This is a genomic window from Fuscovulum sp. (assembly GCA_035192965.1).
In the GTDB taxonomy this organism is placed as follows: domain Bacteria; phylum Pseudomonadota; class Alphaproteobacteria; order Rhodobacterales; family Rhodobacteraceae; genus Paragemmobacter.
Genome location: CP136571.1, coordinates 3,463,928 through 3,479,328, shown reverse-complemented (window position 1 = coordinate 3,479,328; position 15,401 = coordinate 3,463,928). Strand labels below are relative to the sequence as shown.

The following is a 15,401-nucleotide window of genomic DNA, read 5'->3' as shown; positions in this document are numbered from 1 at the left end:
GAAACGGCACGATGGCACTGGTCAAGAACGCATCAAATATCCCGCTCGGCATCACGCCGGAACACATGATCCCGGCTGGCGCTGAGGTCGAGATTGCAGACGATATCGTGACGGCGGCGATGAATAGCCTTGTCGTCACCTTCTGGATCGAAAACGGCGATTTGGTGATCGAGGGGCTGACGGATAAGCCCAAGCGGGGGCGTAAGGCGAAGTCCGAAACCACTGAGACGGAAACCAAGTCGGAAACATCTGAGACTTCATCTGAGACGGAACCGACCGAATGACCTACGGCACCCTTGCGGCGGCTGACGCCTATCATGCACAGCGCGGAAACGCCGCTTGGGCGGCTGCATCCAGCACGGATCGAGAGGCTGCACTGTTGCGCGCATCCGATTGGCTGGACGGGTATTATATTCACCGCTGGCCCGGTTCACCTGCGGCTGGCGGTGATCAGACGCGGGCATGGCCCCGCGTCGAGGCGATTGACCGATATGGCAACACACTGACGGGCATCCCGGCGCGTGTCGAGAGAGCCGCATATGAGGCGGCGCTGTTTGAGGTTCTTACGCCTAGATCCCTTGCCCCGCGTGTGGTGCAGTCGGAAACCAAGGTGCTAACCAAAGTCGGCAGCATCCAATGGACGCCAATGGGCAAAGGCGAATTGGCCGAAAGCCTGCCGTTCCTTGCCTCTGTTGAAAACATCCTTGCCCCGATCATCGAAGATGAACGCGGCGAACCTGCGCTTCTGGTGGTGTGATGGGTATTGCTGATGAAGTCCAAGCCGCTCTAGCGGAAGCTGGCACGGCAGTCGGCAACGGCCCGCTGTTGTTTCCGTTCACCCGCGCAGGCGTCCAAGAAACCCCGTGGGATACTGCCGGGGCAGGCGTAAGCTACACCCTCACAGGCATAGACGAGGGCATCAAGGAGGTCTACATTCGTGGTTCATCGGAAACCCGTAAGGCGCGGATGCTCATGGTGGACGCGACAGGCATTGCGCCGATGGTGGGTGACAAGGTGACCGTTGCGGGCAGCCCGCATGACGTTCTCGCCGTGATGCCGGAAGCCCCCGGTGGGGTCGCGCTATACTACCAAGTGGAGATTAGCACCTGAGCCTCGCTCAATGCCTCTACTACCTCATTCATATGCGCGACGGTCGGCCTGCCGCCGCGCGTCTTGTCCTCTCATTGCCGCCCGCGTTCTTCCGCCAGCATGATATTGCTATGTTGGCAGCATGGAAGGCGGGCAGGGATGCAGCCCTAGGCGACTAGATGCTCACACAACGTCAACAGCGCGAACTCTACGACAAGCTCGTGGAGCGGTTCGGGCGCACCATTGGCGATGCCTTCTTTGAAGCCATCCAGAACGCCGCGACAAACGTTTCCATTGCCCAGCTAGAGGACGCCATCAACCGCAACGACCTGCGGGCCTTGGAAATGCTCTTGCGGCTAGAGCAGGGCGCATTGTTCCCGGTGTCAGAGGCCATCCGTTCCGCGTTCATCGGCGGCGGGCTGTCGGCTGGCACAATCATCAGCCGGGGGCAGTTTGGCTTTGACGGCAGGCATTACCGCGCTGAGGCTTGGGTGCGTGAAAACGCCGGGACGCTGGTGCAGGGCATCGAAACGCAAACGCTGGAAATGCTGCGGACGGTCATGGAAAACCGCGTTGCAACGGGCGAAAGCGGGGCCAAGACCGCGCGGGCTATCGTCGGCACCTACAACCGCGCAACGGGGCGCAGGGAAGGCGGTTTCCTCGGCCTGACCTCGCAGCAAACGGATGCAGCCATTCGGGCGCGGGCTGAGCTGGGCAATCTGGACGCCAACTATTTCACCCGCAAGCTACGGGACAAGCGGTTCGACCGCATGGTGCAGAAGGCCATCGACGCGGGCAAGCCTCTGTCGGCTGCGGATATTGACCGCATTATTCGGGGCTACAACAGCAAGCAACTCCGGTATCGGGGTGAGCTGATCGCGCGGACGGAAGCCCGCGCCGCCATCTCCAGCGGCCAATACGAAGGCTTGACGCAGGCGGTTGAGCGCGGGGCAACGATAACGGCCAAGTGGATACATGGCGGCAGCCGTGAGCCGCGATTTGACCATCTGGCAATGGATGAAAGCCCGCCACGCTTGCTAGGTCAGCCATTCATTATGGCGGATGGCACGGCGCTAAGATACGCGCACGATCCGCAAGCGCCGATCCGGCACCGCGCGGGCTGCAAGTGTTCAATGTTCTTTAGGGTGGTGTGACATGGTAAAATCGTTCAGCGCTGATCTTCGCAAATTCAAAGGCCTTACCGTCGAAAAGATGGAAAAGGTTGTTCGGGCATCCGTTCAGGATGTTCTTGAGGGCGCGCAAACAACAGCGACGGGTATCACAAAGGGCGGGACGCTCAAGGTCGGTAATATCCCGGTTGCCGAGGGCGAATTGGCCGGAAGCCTCACTTCATCGGTTGCTGGTGGCGGCGAGAGTGTGGGTGAGGCATCCTACATCGTTGCAATTGAGGGCTATAAGCTCGGTGCGCCCATGCAATTTGCTTGGCCGATGGTTTACGCCATGCGGATCGAAAACGGCTTTGTCGGCACCGATGCCTTGGGCCGGGAATACAATCAACCGGGCTGGCATTTTGTCGGCATCAACGCCGCCAAATGGGAAGAGCATGTAGCCAAGAACGCCGCAAACCTTGCTTGAACCACGCTAAAAAACATGCTACGAAAAGGACGCCCCCATTATGTCCAATCTAAACGCGATTGAAACTGCCATCGGGCAGCGTCTCGCAACCCCCGCAATCCTGCCAATCGTTTACCCGAACAAGGCCGCATCGCCTGCAAAGCCCTACGCGGTTTTGCAGCATGTTCCGACCATGCGCGACAGCAAGGCCATATCTGGCGACGGTGGCGTGATTGAACGGGGCTACTTCACGATAACCGTGGTGGCACCGTCTAACACGTTCTCCACCGTGGCAAACGGCAAGGCTGACGAAATCGCGGCGCGGTTCCCGATGGGCTTTAAGCTGGCGGTCAACGGTCGCATCTTGACGGTCACCAAGCCCGCCTCTCCGATGACGCCGTATCCCGATGGCTCGGATTGGCGTCAACCCATCCGCGTGGACTATCAGGTCACGGATCGCTGATCCCGTCGCCTGCCGGGACATGCAGGCACCCGCAACCCGGCCCCCATCACGGGGGCCTTTTTCATTCCTGAAAGGCTCCCAACATGCCCGCAATCACTGCGACTACCGTCGCGGGTGACGGTCGCGTCACGGCTACTGAGACGACGCTGAACGGCACCACCGACGCCCTCTCCTACGTTCCCGGCAACGGCCAAGTGCTTGTTCTGCGGAACGCCACCGCAGGCGCGCTTACCCCGTCTATCGGGTCCGGGCTGACCAACACCCGCGTCCCCGGCATCGGCCCTGTGTCCGTGTCGGCATACGCCATCGGCTCCATCGCCGCTGGCGCTGTTGCGGCAATCCCCCTGGACTCCATCGGCGCTTACCTCGCCGGGGCGACCGTCTCCATCACTGGCGGGACTGGCCTTGTTGCCACCCTCTACAACCGCTGAAAGGGCTAAGACATGGCTTCTTCGACTTCTATCGGCACGCTCTTTAGCGTGTCCACCGCCGCTCCTGCCACGCTGGATGCTGCGGGCTATGCCGCGCTGACCTACACGCAGGTCGGTGAAATCACCGAGATCCCCGAGTTTGGCGCGGAGCATGCGGTTGTCACGCATACGCCTCTCGCCACTGGCGTTGTGGACAAGCAGCACGGCGAAGTGAACTACGGCTCACTGACCATCCCGTTTGCTGAGGACGTGGACGCGGGCCAGACGCTTCTGAGCACCGCGCTGGCGAACAAGACCGTGATTTCCGTCAAGGTCGCGTTCCCCTCGGGCCGCATCCGTTACTTCCGCGCCCGCGTGTTCTCGACGCGCGTTTCGGCCTCGACGGGTTCGGTCGTGTCGGGTTCCGCGATGGTGGAAATCATCTCGCCCATCGTTCTCGTCAGCTGACGGGACGACGCCGGGGGCTGGTTTCGTGCTGGCTGGCCCCCGGCACCATTCCACAGCACGTTAGCACATGAGGCACGACTATGGATTTTGCACAACTGGACCTCGCAGCCGCCTCCGAAAAGGGCGCGGACTGCCATCTTGAACATCCCGTTTCGGGCGAACTTCTCTACACGGCAGACGGCAAGCCGATCACCATTCGCGTGGTTGGGCAGGACAGCCGAGAGTTTCGCGCTGCGGTTGCTTCGGTTTCGGAGCGGGCAGGGAAGGGCAAGCCCTCGCTGGACAAGGCCGAGGCAAACGGCATCGAAATTCTGTCCAAGCTGGTGACGGCATGGCACGGCATCCAGTGGGACGGCAAGCCACTGGAATGCACCCCCGAAAACGTCCGCATGTTCTTGTCCAAGTTCCCGCCGATCCGCGCGCAGTTGGATGCGTTCATCGCGGACCGTTCCAATTTTTTTCGGACTACCGGGAAGAAGTAATCCTATGGGCGCGGCAACACGCTTGGTTGTCGGCTAAGGCGGGGCGGTGGGAGGTGGGTGAACTGCCTCCCGTCCGAGACGAATACCTTCCCAAGTGCTTGCTGAGTGCCGGACCCGTCGAACAAACGGGCTTTGGCGCAGTCGGCATCAGCCCGCAACGGCTGGAAAGCTGGTGCAGGCTGACAGGCTGGCCCGTAAACCCTTGGCAGGCTGAGGTAGTGCTGGAAATGTCATCGGCCTATGCGGCGCAGGTGAGCGACGACAAAGCCCCGGCACCTTGGCAGCGGGAAATCGAGGACAAGGCCGCACTCGGAGACGCCATTGAGCGCGTCTTTGACATGGCGGCTGCGGTGAAGAACAGATGAAGGCTTCTCAGTCCATCAAGGCGGCGCTGCGGATGGGGCGGGGCTAAAAAGAACAAGGGGGCAGACTAGCTACCCCCTTGCACCTGTGTCCCTTGCGGGAAGCGGTCACGGTCGCCCGCGCCGTATCTGTGGCAAGATATGTTACGGTTGCTTAGTCGAGTCAAGATTAAGTTGACTGCGCGGGGTCCGAATGGCTGCGCTGCGGATGGGGCGTTAAAATGCGAAAAGATGGCTTGTCTATGGTCGGCACCAAAGGGCCAGAACTCATTGCCGTTCAAGCAAGTCGCGGATGTTGTCCGCGCGCGCAGCGATCTTCTCTGCAAGATTGGCTGCGTATTCGGATGCTAAGAGTCCGACTTGCAGCAGCTCTGTGGATTCTTCGTCTGTAGGTTGGTGGCGGGTCCAACTGCTTGTGCGTATTAACCTCACCATCTGCGAGAGGGCGTCGTCCTGAGCATCTTTTGGGCCGTAGCCGTAGACCTGCGCCAGAATGACCTCAATGAAGAACTCTTGAACCGTTAGCTTGGCCAAAATGGTTCGTTCCGTATCTTTATCCATCTACCCCTCCATGCAAAGCGTCACGGTGGGGTAGAATCACGCGGTGTGTAAAGAGGGCGGCTGGTGCCGCCCTTTTCTATTCGGCTGACTCTAGTATTGAGCCGTCCGCACCCAAGACCTGCCAAACTTCAATATCGTATCGCACGTCAAACCCAGCGGCTCGCTCTGGTAGGGGCTTCGTCAGGTAAACAACCTCTCTCACCGTTTCCCCCGGTTCAATCCCGCCGGGAACCGCGAAATCAACCCTCTCTTTGCTCCATTCGACTGCTCTGCCTTCTGATCGCGCAAAGGCATGCATCCTGATGGTGTCGACAGTTTGCGCGCCGTTGTTTCGGTAATCACACGTCAACAACGCCATCTGCAAACTCCCTCTAAGTTCGACTTCGCAGTTTGAAACCTCCACGGCAAATGCCGGGGCGGCAGTAAGCAAAAAAAATGCCAAGGCGCGCATCTAAAACCCCCAAGGAAACGAAGTATGGACTTTGCAACCTTAAGCATCGGCGTCAAGAGCGAGGCCCTTCTTAGGGCTGAGCGTCAGCTTGACGATCTTGCGGCAACCGGGGGGCGCGCGGAGCGTTCCCTTAATCGCAGCATGGACCGCGTTGAGGATGGTTTTGAGCGCGCTGAACGTGGCGCGCGTCGCGCCAATGACGGCCTAGACCTGTATCAGCGTGGCCTTCAACACTTTGCAGGCTTCGCGGCTCAAGCGGCTGGCGCAATCGCTGGCGCGCTGTCGGTTGGCGCTGTCGCCCGCGCTACCGAAGAATACACGCGGCTATCCAACGGCTTGCGCGTCCTTGGCCTTTCGGCTGCGGAGGCTTCGCAGACCTTAGAGCAGATCAATGAGATTGCTACCCGCACAAGATCGCCTCTCGCTGCAACTGCTGAGCTCTATCAGCGTGTCAGCGTGGCGGCTGGTGAAATGGGCGCATCCCAAGCCGACGTTCTGCGGTTTACGGAAAACGTAGGTCTAGCACTGGCGCAGCAAGGCACGTCTGCGGCGGCTGCATCCGGCGCACTGTTGCAACTCTCGCAGGCAATGGCGGGCGGCACGGTTCGGGCCGAAGAATTTAACTCGATTTTGGAAGGCGCGTTCCCCCTTGCTCAAGCGGCGGCGCGCGGGATTGACGAGGCTGGCGGATCGGTTGGGCGGCTTCGGCAGCTTGTGATTGAAGGCAAGATTTCTTCGGAAGAGTTCTTCAACGCCATACTTTCGCAGTCTGGTGCGCTTGAGGCGGCTTTTGCAACGAGCGTTCCAACAATCTCACAGGCATTTGGGGTTCTTGGTAATAACCTCATCATCACCATCGGCCAGATGGATCAAACGCTTGGCATTTCTGCGGCGGTGGCAAACGCCATCCTGCTTGTGGCTGAGAACGTTGACCGTTTGGCAGTCTATGTGGCGGCGGCTGGCGTGGCCTTTGCTGCGGTATACACGCCCGCAATCATCGCTGGGGCGGTGGCGCTTGGCAGGCTTGTTGCTGGACTTGTGGCGACCCGTGCGGCGCTTCTGCGGACGGGCTTCGGTGTCCTTGTGGTTGCCCTTGGTGAGGCAACCTATCAGGTAATCCAGCTTGCGGAGCGCATGGGAGGCTTTGGCAACTTGGTGAAGGCCGTAGGGGATCTTGCGGTTGAGGTCTGGGAGCGCATCGGCAACGGGACCAACTTCGTAGTCCAGAGCGTGATTGCAATGGCCTATGCCATGCAGACCAACTTCCTCATGGCATTGAACCGTATGCTGTCGGGCTTTGTGGAGTTTACCAACTCTGTCGCTGACGGAATCAACGCCTTGTTCGGCACTGGCCTGACGGGCATGAGTGCAGAGATTACGCAAGAGATTGGCCGTTCTGCGATTGCCGCTGATGATTTCCGCGCATCTGCTCAAGCATCGGCGGACGCGGCGGCGAAGGCGTTCACTTCCCCGCTAAAGTCGGTTGAGGCGTTCACCCGTAGCACTGTTGCGGGCACGAAGGCTGTTACTGGCCTCGGCACAAACGGCAAATCGGCATTGAGCGGCGTTGCTGGCGCGGCTGGCGGTGCGGCGCGCGCTGTTGAGGACTTGAACGAGCAAGGGCAGCAAACGCCTAGCTGGGTGAATGGCGTTGCAGACGCATTTGGCGAGTTTGTTGCTTCCGGCTTCCGTGACTTCAAAGGCTTTGCTCGCAGCATCGTTGACACTTTCCGCAACATGATTGCCCAGATGATTGCCACGGCGGTCGCAAACCCCATCAAGATTGCGCTTGGCATCGGCGGCACAGGCATCGCAGGCGCGGCCAATGCAGGAACGGGCGGCGGCGGGCTGTTCAGCGGCTTGATCGGCAGCTTCGGGCAAGGTCAGGGGCTTGCTGGCCTAGGCGGCGGCACGGGCTTCCTCGGCGGGCTTGGCAACGTTGTCGGCGGCTTTTCCACAGGCGGGTTTGGCGGTGCTTTCTCTGCCATCGGCAAGGCGTTCTCTGGCATCACATCGGGCATCGGCGGCTTTGCATCGGCCATCGGCGCGGCTCTCCCCGTTGTCGGCGCAATCGGCCTTGTCCTGTCCGCCTTCCGCAAGAAGGTCACCGAACTGGATTCCGGCCTGCGCGTGACCATCAGCGGCATGGATGCTGTTGTCGAAACCTTCCGCACCACGGAAACCAAGCGGTTCTTCGGCCTGTCGAAAAGGGTGGCCACTGGTTACGCGGCGGCAAAGGCTGAGGTGGAGGGGCCTGTTCAAACCGCTCTTGACCAACTCGGCGCATCGACCCGCCTCATGGCCCAAGCCATCGGCGCAACGGGTTCGGCGCTGGATACCTTTGCGTATCAATTCAGCGTGTCCACCAAGGGGCTTTCCCAGAGCGATGCACAGCAGGCCATCACGGACGCTTTCGGCAAAGTGTCGGACGAAATGGCGCGGCTTATCCTGGCTGAGGCTGAGGGCTTTCAGCGCATCATTGAAACGACCACGCGGGAAGTGACAACGACGCTTGGCGGGCGCGGGCGCGGCGGTGCCTTGAGCGAACTCATGAGCGGCACGGTTACGAATACCGTCACCGAAACCGTCGATAACATCACGGAATTTGTGAGCAAGTTCCAGCGTGAGGGCGAAACGGCAGGCCAGACGTTGCAGCGGCTGTCGGACGCTATCGGCGCGGTGAACGGTTCGCTGCAATTCCTCGGCAAGACGATGTTCGACGTGTCGATTGCAGGGGCGGACATGGCATCGCAGTTGGTCGACGCCTTCGGTGGTGTTGAGGCGCTGCAATCCGCAACGCAAAGCTACTTCCAGAACTTCTACAGCGAGGCCGAACAACTAGCCCTGCGGACGGATGCTTTGGGCCGTTCATTCGCCGCGCTTGGCGTTGCGATGCCTGCCACGATGCAGCAATTCCGCGCGCTGGTGGAGGCGCAGGATCTCACGACTGAGGCAGGCCGCAAGCTGTATGCGGGGCTTCTGTCGGTGTCGGGTGAGTTTGCGGCTGTGACCAATGCGGTAAATCAGGCTTTGCAGTCTGCGGTTGACCAAGCAAGAAACGGCCTGCAATCGGCGGTGACCGCAGAGCAATCCGCGATTAACGCGCAAATCCAAGCCCTGCAAACACAGAGACGCGAGGCAGAGGAGGGCCTTGCCATCGCAGAGCGCCTGCGCCGTTCCGCCCGTGATGTTCTTGGCCTCAACGAGGAACTGGTTGAAATACAGAGACAATCCGCGCTTCGCCAGCTTCGCACAATGCTGGAAACAGGCCGTATCGACCGGGGCCGAATTGATAATCTGGTGTCATCGGCAACATCCTTTGGGGATACGTTCAAGACCCGCGAAGATATGCTTCGTGAGCAGGTCAAGACCGCCAGCTTGCTGGAAGCCTTGGGGGTGCAGCAAGAAAACGAAGCCATGCGGCAGATGCTGGCAATCGAGGAGCAAATCTTCCTTGCCGAACAGCAGATCGAAGCATTGGACAAGTTGCTTGTCAGCAATGGGATTGTAAACAACAGCGTTCTAAGTGTCGCATCTGCCGTTTCTCAACTGTCTGGCGCGATAAACGCCTTGGCTGCGGCGCAATCGGCTGCGGCGGCAAGCGCGCCCGTTGCGGTCGGCTCTCCGACCTTCCAACAGGCCGTTAACGAGATCACGGCAAACCCGTCTGCGCCAGTCACCCAGCAGCAAGCGCAGGCAATCCTTGGGGGGCAAATCGGCAGCTATGCCGATCCCGCTGCGGCTGCGGCCTTCCAAGCCCAATCATCGGCAAGCCTTGCGGCATGGGTGGCAAGCCTTGGCATCCCGTCCTTTGCCGATGGCGGTATGCACTCTGGTGGCATTGCCTTGGTGGGTGAGCGCGGCCCTGAGTTTGTCAACATGGGGCCGTCGCGCGTTTTTAATGCGGAACAAACGCAACGGATGCTTGGCGGCGGAAATGCCGACGAGGTGAAAGCCCTGCGCGCGGAAATGCAGAAGAACAACGAATACATGCGCGAACTCGTGAAGATTAACCTCAAGCAAGAGCGCGAATTGCAGGAAATCCGCATCCAAGGGGAACCCGCATGAAGATCATACCTCCCTTTATGGTCAAGCCTGCCAATCTGGTGAGCAACGTACCGATTACCGAAACGCTATGGACGCCGGGAACTTATGCGTTTGGTGTGCAGAGATATGTAGGCACAACCATTTATGAGGTTGTAGCAATCGGCGGCACATCGGATGAACCCGTTGCTGGGTCAATGGCAACGCCTCCAACTTGGATTGCTGTTGGTTCAATCAACCGCTTTAAGATGTTCGACTTTGTGATTGGTGACGCCACAATGCGGGCGGGGCCGATTGACGTTACAATTACACCAATGCAAGTGGTCAACGCTGTCGCCCTGTTTCAGGTGCAGGGCAATACGGTTCAAGTCGTTATGACAGACCCCGTTGACGGGATTGTTTATGATGAAACAAAGTCGCTTGTAGATAACACGGGCATCTCGGATTGGTATCAATACTTCTTTGCGCCTGTTGAAAAGGCTACTGAGGTGGCGTTTTTCGATCTACCTTCTTACGGAACGGCGAATGTACGCATAGTCATTGACGCTGGGACTGAGCCAACCGCCTGCGGTGAGTTGATTATCGGCAGGTCTGTAACCATCGGCACAACGCTGCAATCGTTTGACTTTGGTATTGAGGACTTTAGCCGAAAGGAACGCGATGACTTTGGCAACTTCATCATCGTGGAGCGGCGTTTTGCCAAGCTGTCAAACTACGACATTTTCCTTGAAAACTTTCAGGTAAATGCCGCTTTCCGCGAGTTGTCGAAAATACGCGCAACGCCTGCTGTTTATGTGGGCAATGAGAAATTCCCGGAAACAATCGCACTTGGGTTTTACCGTGACTTTGCCACGCTTCGCACGGGGCCTGTAACTTCCGAAATGACGCTCGAAATCGAGGGGCTTGTCTAATGACCACCATTCCGCAGTTTCCGACGCCTGTTCCTAACAGGGGACAGGCACCAGATGTGTTTGTGCCTGCGGCTGATGCCTTTGTCGCGCATCTTCCTCTGTTCGTCACCGCAGCCAACGCGCTTGGTGCAGAGGTCAGTGCTGATACGCTGTTGACCGCGCAGAATGCGCTGGACGCGCAGGCGGCGCGCGATATTGCTGTTGGGGCAGCGAACTTCGTTGGAGACTATACCGCGCTAAGGCTTTATGCGATTGGCGAAAGCGTAGTGTTCAACGGGATGCGCTTTATCAAGCGGAGCAATGCGCCTGCGGGGACGACGCCAGTTAACGGGCTGGATTGGCTTTTGATCGCTCCCGCCGTTGAGGTTCAGCAGTTTCTCGTTTCTGGCACTTGGACAAAGCCTGTAAACGCGCGCTTTGTTCTCGTTGAATTGTGGGGTGCTGGTGGCGGCGGCGGCGCTGGTAGACGCGGCGCGGTGGGAAGCGTTCGTTTTGGCGGTTACGGCGGCGGTGGCGGCGGTTATCGATACAGGCTTTACGCTGCTGCTGGTCTTCCGGCTTCTGCGATTGTATCTATCGGTGCGGGCGGTTTGGGCGCGGTTTCCACGGCGACAGATAACACTAATGGCGCAAATGGCGGAAATGGCGGCACAACTTCCTTTGATACGTTCCTTCGGGCTTTTGGCGGTGGTGGCGGTCCGGGTGGCGACAACAACGTAGCGCTTCAAGGGGGTGGCTTTGGCGGCGCTGCGCTGTCTGGTGCTAACCTGAACATTTCTGCGGGCGCTGGCGGTGGCGGCGGATTTGATGGCGCTGGACCATCATACAACTCTGCGTTTGGTGGCGCGCGTGGCGGTGGATATAACGGCATTAACCAACCACTGGCGGGTTCAGCTTCTGTGTATGCGGGCTGCGGCGGTGGAGTTGGTGGCGGCATTGACGCTGGAAACGTAGCCTACAATGGAGCGGCGGGTGGCGACCCTTTCAATAACACACTAAACGCCGTTGGCTTCGCGGGCGGAGGCGGCGCGGGCGGCACAAACGCCAACGGCACAGCAGGTGGGCCATTCCAAGGCGGCGGCGGAGGGGGGCCTGTCGCTGCGGGCAACGTCACTCGCAACGGCGGCGCGGGCGGTATCGCCTCTGGCGGCGGTGGTGGCGCTGCCTCCACCAACGGCACGAACTCCGGCGCTGGTGGCAACGGTGGCCCCGGCTTTGCGCGCATCACGACTTGGGGGTGACCATGAGATACGCAATCATTGAAAACGGCATCGTTGCCAACATCGCGCTTGCCGATGCGCCCTTGGCTGAGAATTGGATCGAACTGCCAGAGGACAGCGAGGCGCAAATCGGCTGGACCTACGCGCGCAAGAAGTTCACTGCGCCGCCTCCGCCTCCGCCCATCATCCCGTCATCCGTCACCCCGCGCCAAGCCCGCCTTGCGCTGGCGTGGGCTGCCTCCCCCGATCCGGCATACCCCCACATGCTGGGAATGGTGGAGGCGCTGTTTGACGGCCTGCCAGAACCGCAAAAGACCGTGGCGAAAATCAGTTGGGAATACTCCACTGTTATCGAGCGGTCTAATCCTCTGATTGCCCAGCTTCAAACGCTTGTCGGGCTGACGGATGAGGAAATCGACGCGCTATTCATCGCGGCATCAAAGCTATGACGGGAACCAACATCACCAACCAGGACGCCTTCGGGCGTCCTTTTCATTTGGGGGCGCGGCCATGAATGGGAGCATCGCGGTGAAAACGACCAACGGCGTGGCTGTCGCCGGAATAACCATGCCGTCTTGGATGCCCACGTTGTCGGAAGCGTCCGTGTTTGCCGCCGATGTTGTGCCGATCCTCTCGGCCATCTGGCTGCTGATCCAAATCATCCGATTCCTGCGAAAGGGTGACAAATGAAGAAGCCGCTTATCGGAGCGGCTGCGGCCTTCACGGCTGCGGCTGTCGCTTTCGTCGGCCCTTGGGAAGGTGAAAAGACGGAAGCCTATCTTGACCGCATCGCCAACCCGCCTGTGTGGACCGTGTGCTACGGCGAAACGCGGGGCGTGGAGAAGGGCGACCGCTATACCCCGGCGCAGTGCAAGGCCATGCTTGCCGTGGCGCTGCAAGAGTATCACGACGACCTAGCCAAGTGCATCCCCGCGCTTCCCAAGCAATCGGTCGAGGTGCGCGTGGCCCTGTCGTCTTGGGCATACAATGTCGGTGTAGGTGCGGGCTGCAACTCCACCCTCGCCAAGCGCGCAAACGCGGGGCGGTGGAAAGAAGCCTGCGACCAACTCCTGCGCTGGAATAAGGCAGGAGGCGTCGTCGTGCGCGGCCTGACCAACCGTCGCCAAGCGGAGCATCGGCTGTGCGTGTCTGGGCTATGAACCCCTACATCATCGCCGGAACCCTCGGCGCAATCATCCTGTCGGGCATCATCGGCTACTGGCAAGGCGCATCCATCTGCGAAGGACGCCACGCCAAAGCACTAGCCGAAGCTCAACAGCAAGCCATCGCCGCATCCAACCGCGCAGCCTTGCGGGAACTGGACCGCCTTGCAGCGCAAGCGGAAGCGGATGCACTCGCACAACAGCTAGAGGATCAAGCCTATGCGGATAGCCCTGACGGCTGCGGCCTTGGCGCTGACCGGGTGCGGCGGCTCAACCGTCTCTGACCTCGCCCCGCCTCCATCCCTTCTCCAGCCCTGCAACGCACCTGTGAGCATCCCCGACCGGGAACTTACCGATCAGGACGTTGAAATCCTATGGGGCAGGGATCGCCGCGCCCTGCGCGCCTGTGCAAGCCTCCATGCGGGGCTTGTGTCTCACATCAGCACGGATGATGGACAGCATGCCAACACCCCCACTGACCAACGATGAACTGATGGAAGCCGTCAACGCATGGCGCGAGACGGGAAACAGTTACATGCGGGGCGCGCAACTCCTCGGCATGAACTACGATCGGTTCAAAAACCGCTTGGACACGGCAAAGCAGCGCGGCTTGCATCTGTCACCGGGGGCGCAATCCGTCATCGCCCGCGCGAAACTCTCACCCGTCGAAGCCAAGGGCGGATGGATACACGACTACGACGCAGACGGTAAGAAAATCGGCACAACCCGATGGGCGGTTGAGCCTGACGGTCTGGACGAACAGCTAGACCGTATCCGCGTGGCGTTTGAAGGCATAACGTCAACCCCGGCCATCCCTGCGCCATCGGCAACGCTAGGCGACCTGTGCAACGTCCTGCCGCTCTATGACGTGCATTGGGGCATGTCGGCGTGGGGTGAGGAGACGGACGGGCCTGACTATGACCTAGACCTTGCCCGCGACGATCTCATGCGGGGCATGGAAGCCGTGCTGGCAACCGCGCCAAGGGCTGACACCTGCATCCTGATCCTTGGGGGTGATTTGCTTCACGCGGATGATAACAACGCGCAGACCCCGGCAAGCAAGCATCCGCTGGACGTGGCTGCGCGCATGTTCCGCGTGACGGATACCGCCATCGCCATCGTGAAGTATGCCGTCACCCGCGCACTGCAGCATCACCAGCGCGTTGTGGTGCGCGTCCTGCGCGGCAACCACGATCCGAACTCACACCGCGCCATCGCCTTTGCCCTGCGGGAATGGCTTGCATCTGAGCCGCGCGCAACGATTGATATGGACCCGCGTGAAATCTTTCAATTCCAGTGGGGCCGCTCTGCCATCTTCGCGCAGCATGGCGACCGCATGAAGCCCGTCGATCTTGCGTTGAAGTTATCCGACGTTTGCCCGTTCTGGTCGGAAAGCCCGCATCGCTATGCCTACACAGGCCACAAGCACCGCATGGCGGCGGAACGGATAGGCGGGTTGAACTGGGAACGCCTTGAGCCTTTCGCCCCTGCCGATGAATACGGCGCATCTTGGGTTAACCGCCGCGCCATGAAGCTTGATACCTACCACAAGCACCGGGGCCGAATTGCCACTGTGCTAGATCCGTTGGAGCGCCAATGAACCGCCGCGAAATCCTCGCCAAAGCCGACGAACTCATCCACGGCGACCGTCAGGCGCACTACGGCACCCCGCAAGAGAACTTCGCGCGCATCGCTGCGGGATGGTCAGTCATCCTCGGCAAGCCCGTGACGCCGGAACAGGTGGCGCTGTGTATGAGCTGGCTCAAGATTGCGCGGCTGGTGAATGGGCCGCACGACGACAGCTATGTGGATGGAGCGGCTTATCTGGCGCTGGCCGGGGAGTTGGCGGCAAAGCCATAGCATTGCATTTGCCGGATGCAAGGGCGGGGGTTTGCGTGTCCTACGCTGGCGGGTTTCGTGTCCAACATCGCCTGTCGCTTGTTGCACATGGCCGACGCTACCATTCCACCTATGGCCTCGCTTTGTTCCGGCAGAGTGGCAGGGGCTAACTCGTTGAAATCAGTCATTCCCAGATGACTTAAAAGCACCTGTCTGGTTTACAGGCCAGCGCGCAAGCCATTGAAAAACATAGGGCGGCGCGGCGCATGGTTTACAGCGCAAGGCATTGGAAACACGCGCGATTCGCAGTCCTCCCGGGATCGCCAGTATCCATTCAGGTCAAAGCCGTGCGCCGTGCTTTCT

General features: G+C 59.9%; 21 protein-coding genes. 19 read left to right on the top strand and 2 right to left on the bottom strand.

Features of this window, described 5'->3' with window-relative positions; genetic code table 11:
* Positions 1 to 11: 11 nt before the first annotated feature.
* The 10 genes from RSE12_16975 to RSE12_16930 all read left to right on the top strand — a co-directional run bounded on the left by RSE12_16975 (position 12) and on the right by RSE12_16930 (position 4,852).
* On the top strand, positions 12 to 284 hold the full coding sequence (locus RSE12_16975) for a hypothetical protein (protein WRH62043.1): 273 nt from the start codon (positions 12 to 14) through the stop codon (positions 282 to 284).
* Positions 281 to 757 carry a DnaT-like ssDNA-binding protein gene (locus tag RSE12_16970; GenBank protein WRH62042.1) on the top strand — a complete coding sequence of 159 codons (477 nt, stop codon included), beginning with the start codon at positions 281 to 283 and terminating at the stop codon, positions 755 to 757. Before RSE12_16975 ends, RSE12_16970 begins: the two co-directional genes overlap by 4 nt.
* Positions 754 to 1,110 (top strand): hypothetical protein, encoded by a 357-nt coding sequence (locus RSE12_16965; GenBank protein ID WRH62041.1) that lies wholly within the window; start codon positions 754 to 756, stop codon positions 1,108 to 1,110. Before RSE12_16970 ends, RSE12_16965 begins: the two co-directional genes overlap by 4 nt.
* A gap of 158 nt (positions 1,111 to 1,268) precedes the next feature.
* Positions 1,269 to 2,243 carry a hypothetical protein gene (locus RSE12_16960; protein WRH62040.1) on the top strand — a complete coding sequence of 325 codons (975 nt, stop codon included), beginning with the start codon at positions 1,269 to 1,271 and terminating at the stop codon, positions 2,241 to 2,243.
* Position 2,244: 1 nt separating this feature from the next.
* On the top strand, positions 2,245 to 2,685 hold the full coding sequence (locus RSE12_16955; protein ID WRH62039.1) for a hypothetical protein: 441 nt from the start codon (positions 2,245 to 2,247) through the stop codon (positions 2,683 to 2,685).
* Positions 2,686 to 2,725: 40 nt separating this feature from the next.
* Positions 2,726 to 3,127 (top strand): phage tail terminator-like protein, encoded by a 402-nt coding sequence (locus RSE12_16950; protein ID WRH62038.1) that lies wholly within the window; start codon positions 2,726 to 2,728, stop codon positions 3,125 to 3,127.
* Between the two features lie 83 nt (positions 3,128 to 3,210).
* On the top strand, positions 3,211 to 3,558 hold the full coding sequence (locus RSE12_16945; protein ID WRH62037.1) for a hypothetical protein: 348 nt from the start codon (positions 3,211 to 3,213) through the stop codon (positions 3,556 to 3,558).
* Between the two features lie 12 nt (positions 3,559 to 3,570).
* Positions 3,571 to 4,005 (top strand): hypothetical protein, encoded by a 435-nt coding sequence (locus RSE12_16940; protein ID WRH62036.1) that lies wholly within the window; start codon positions 3,571 to 3,573, stop codon positions 4,003 to 4,005.
* An 80-nt stretch (positions 4,006 to 4,085) separates the two neighbouring features.
* Entirely contained in the window at positions 4,086 to 4,487 is a 402-nt protein-coding gene (locus RSE12_16935; protein ID WRH62035.1) for a hypothetical protein, read from the top strand.
* A 98-nt stretch (positions 4,488 to 4,585) separates the two neighbouring features.
* Entirely contained in the window at positions 4,586 to 4,852 is a 267-nt protein-coding gene (locus RSE12_16930; GenBank protein ID WRH62034.1) for a hypothetical protein, read from the top strand.
* Between the two features lie 264 nt (positions 4,853 to 5,116).
* Here RSE12_16930 and RSE12_16925 read toward each other — a convergent pair whose 3' ends face one another.
* Both RSE12_16925 and RSE12_16920 read right to left on the bottom strand, forming a co-directional pair.
* Entirely contained in the window at positions 5,117 to 5,410 is a 294-nt protein-coding gene (locus tag RSE12_16925) for a hypothetical protein (GenBank protein ID WRH62033.1), read from the bottom strand.
* A gap of 76 nt (positions 5,411 to 5,486) precedes the next feature.
* On the bottom strand, positions 5,487 to 5,861 hold the full coding sequence (locus RSE12_16920; protein ID WRH62032.1) for a hypothetical protein: 375 nt from the start codon (positions 5,859 to 5,861) through the stop codon (positions 5,487 to 5,489).
* Positions 5,862 to 5,885: 24 nt separating this feature from the next.
* On the opposite strand from RSE12_16920, the gene RSE12_16915 reads away from it, so the two are divergent.
* The 9 genes from RSE12_16915 to RSE12_16875 all read left to right on the top strand — a co-directional run bounded on the left by RSE12_16915 (position 5,886) and on the right by RSE12_16875 (position 15,059).
* Entirely contained in the window at positions 5,886 to 9,929 is a 4,044-nt protein-coding gene (locus tag RSE12_16915) for a tape measure protein (GenBank protein WRH62031.1), read from the top strand.
* Positions 9,926 to 10,816: a hypothetical protein gene (locus tag RSE12_16910; GenBank protein WRH62030.1), complete on the top strand. Its 891-nt coding sequence runs from the start codon at positions 9,926 to 9,928 to the stop codon at positions 10,814 to 10,816. Before RSE12_16915 ends, RSE12_16910 begins: the two co-directional genes overlap by 4 nt.
* Positions 10,816 to 12,057, top strand: coding sequence for a hypothetical protein (locus tag RSE12_16905; protein ID WRH62029.1), 1,242 nt, complete (start codon positions 10,816 to 10,818; stop codon positions 12,055 to 12,057). Before RSE12_16910 ends, RSE12_16905 begins: the two co-directional genes overlap by 1 nt.
* A gap of 2 nt (positions 12,058 to 12,059) precedes the next feature.
* A complete protein-coding gene (locus tag RSE12_16900) occupies positions 12,060 to 12,485 on the top strand; it encodes a hypothetical protein (protein WRH62028.1) in 426 nt (141 codons plus the stop codon).
* Positions 12,486 to 12,546: 61 nt separating this feature from the next.
* Positions 12,547 to 12,726, top strand: a complete 180-nt coding sequence (locus RSE12_16895) for a hypothetical protein (GenBank protein WRH62027.1) — start codon at positions 12,547 to 12,549, stop codon at positions 12,724 to 12,726.
* Entirely contained in the window at positions 12,723 to 13,196 is a 474-nt protein-coding gene (locus RSE12_16890) for a lysozyme (protein ID WRH62026.1), read from the top strand. The genes RSE12_16895 and RSE12_16890 overlap by 4 nt, the downstream gene beginning before the upstream one ends.
* On the top strand, positions 13,193 to 13,483 hold the full coding sequence (locus tag RSE12_16885) for a hypothetical protein (GenBank protein WRH62025.1): 291 nt from the start codon (positions 13,193 to 13,195) through the stop codon (positions 13,481 to 13,483). Before RSE12_16890 ends, RSE12_16885 begins: the two co-directional genes overlap by 4 nt.
* Before the next feature lie 176 nt (positions 13,484 to 13,659).
* Positions 13,660 to 14,799, top strand: a complete 1,140-nt coding sequence (locus RSE12_16880; GenBank protein WRH62024.1) for a hypothetical protein — start codon at positions 13,660 to 13,662, stop codon at positions 14,797 to 14,799.
* Positions 14,796 to 15,059 (top strand): DUF6378 domain-containing protein, encoded by a 264-nt coding sequence (locus RSE12_16875; protein ID WRH62023.1) that lies wholly within the window; start codon positions 14,796 to 14,798, stop codon positions 15,057 to 15,059. The genes RSE12_16880 and RSE12_16875 overlap by 4 nt, the downstream gene beginning before the upstream one ends.
* The last annotated feature ends 342 nt before the right edge of the window (positions 15,060 to 15,401 follow it).

What these genes read in the sequence shown, in the direction of transcription:
- RSE12_16975 (WRH62043.1), top strand. Translation starts at nt 12, where the DNA reads ATGGCACTGGTCAAGAACGCATCAAATATCCCGCTCGGCATCACGCCG.
- RSE12_16970 (WRH62042.1), top strand. Translation starts at nt 281, where the DNA reads ATGACCTACGGCACCCTTGCGGCGGCTGACGCCTATCATGCACAGCGC.
- RSE12_16960 (WRH62040.1), top strand. Translation starts at nt 1,269, where the DNA reads ATGCTCACACAACGTCAACAGCGCGAACTCTACGACAAGCTCGTGGAG.
- RSE12_16955 (WRH62039.1), top strand. Translation starts at nt 2,245, where the DNA reads ATGGTAAAATCGTTCAGCGCTGATCTTCGCAAATTCAAAGGCCTTACC.
- RSE12_16950 (WRH62038.1), top strand. Translation starts at nt 2,726, where the DNA reads ATGTCCAATCTAAACGCGATTGAAACTGCCATCGGGCAGCGTCTCGCA.
- RSE12_16945 (WRH62037.1), top strand. Translation starts at nt 3,211, where the DNA reads ATGCCCGCAATCACTGCGACTACCGTCGCGGGTGACGGTCGCGTCACG.
- RSE12_16940 (WRH62036.1), top strand. Translation starts at nt 3,571, where the DNA reads ATGGCTTCTTCGACTTCTATCGGCACGCTCTTTAGCGTGTCCACCGCC.
- RSE12_16935 (WRH62035.1), top strand. Translation starts at nt 4,086, where the DNA reads ATGGATTTTGCACAACTGGACCTCGCAGCCGCCTCCGAAAAGGGCGCG.
- RSE12_16925 (WRH62033.1), bottom strand. Translation starts at nt 5,410, where the DNA reads ATGGATAAAGATACGGAACGAACCATTTTGGCCAAGCTAACGGTTCAA.
- RSE12_16920 (WRH62032.1), bottom strand. Translation starts at nt 5,861, where the DNA reads ATGCGCGCCTTGGCATTTTTTTTGCTTACTGCCGCCCCGGCATTTGCC.
- RSE12_16915 (WRH62031.1), top strand. Translation starts at nt 5,886, where the DNA reads ATGGACTTTGCAACCTTAAGCATCGGCGTCAAGAGCGAGGCCCTTCTT.
- RSE12_16910 (WRH62030.1), top strand. Translation starts at nt 9,926, where the DNA reads ATGAAGATCATACCTCCCTTTATGGTCAAGCCTGCCAATCTGGTGAGC.
- RSE12_16905 (WRH62029.1), top strand. Translation starts at nt 10,816, where the DNA reads ATGACCACCATTCCGCAGTTTCCGACGCCTGTTCCTAACAGGGGACAG.
- RSE12_16900 (WRH62028.1), top strand. Translation starts at nt 12,060, where the DNA reads ATGAGATACGCAATCATTGAAAACGGCATCGTTGCCAACATCGCGCTT.
- RSE12_16895 (WRH62027.1), top strand. Translation starts at nt 12,547, where the DNA reads ATGAATGGGAGCATCGCGGTGAAAACGACCAACGGCGTGGCTGTCGCC.
- RSE12_16890 (WRH62026.1), top strand. Translation starts at nt 12,723, where the DNA reads ATGAAGAAGCCGCTTATCGGAGCGGCTGCGGCCTTCACGGCTGCGGCT.
- RSE12_16885 (WRH62025.1), top strand. Translation starts at nt 13,193, where the DNA reads ATGAACCCCTACATCATCGCCGGAACCCTCGGCGCAATCATCCTGTCG.
- RSE12_16880 (WRH62024.1), top strand. Translation starts at nt 13,660, where the DNA reads ATGCCAACACCCCCACTGACCAACGATGAACTGATGGAAGCCGTCAAC.
- RSE12_16875 (WRH62023.1), top strand. Translation starts at nt 14,796, where the DNA reads ATGAACCGCCGCGAAATCCTCGCCAAAGCCGACGAACTCATCCACGGC.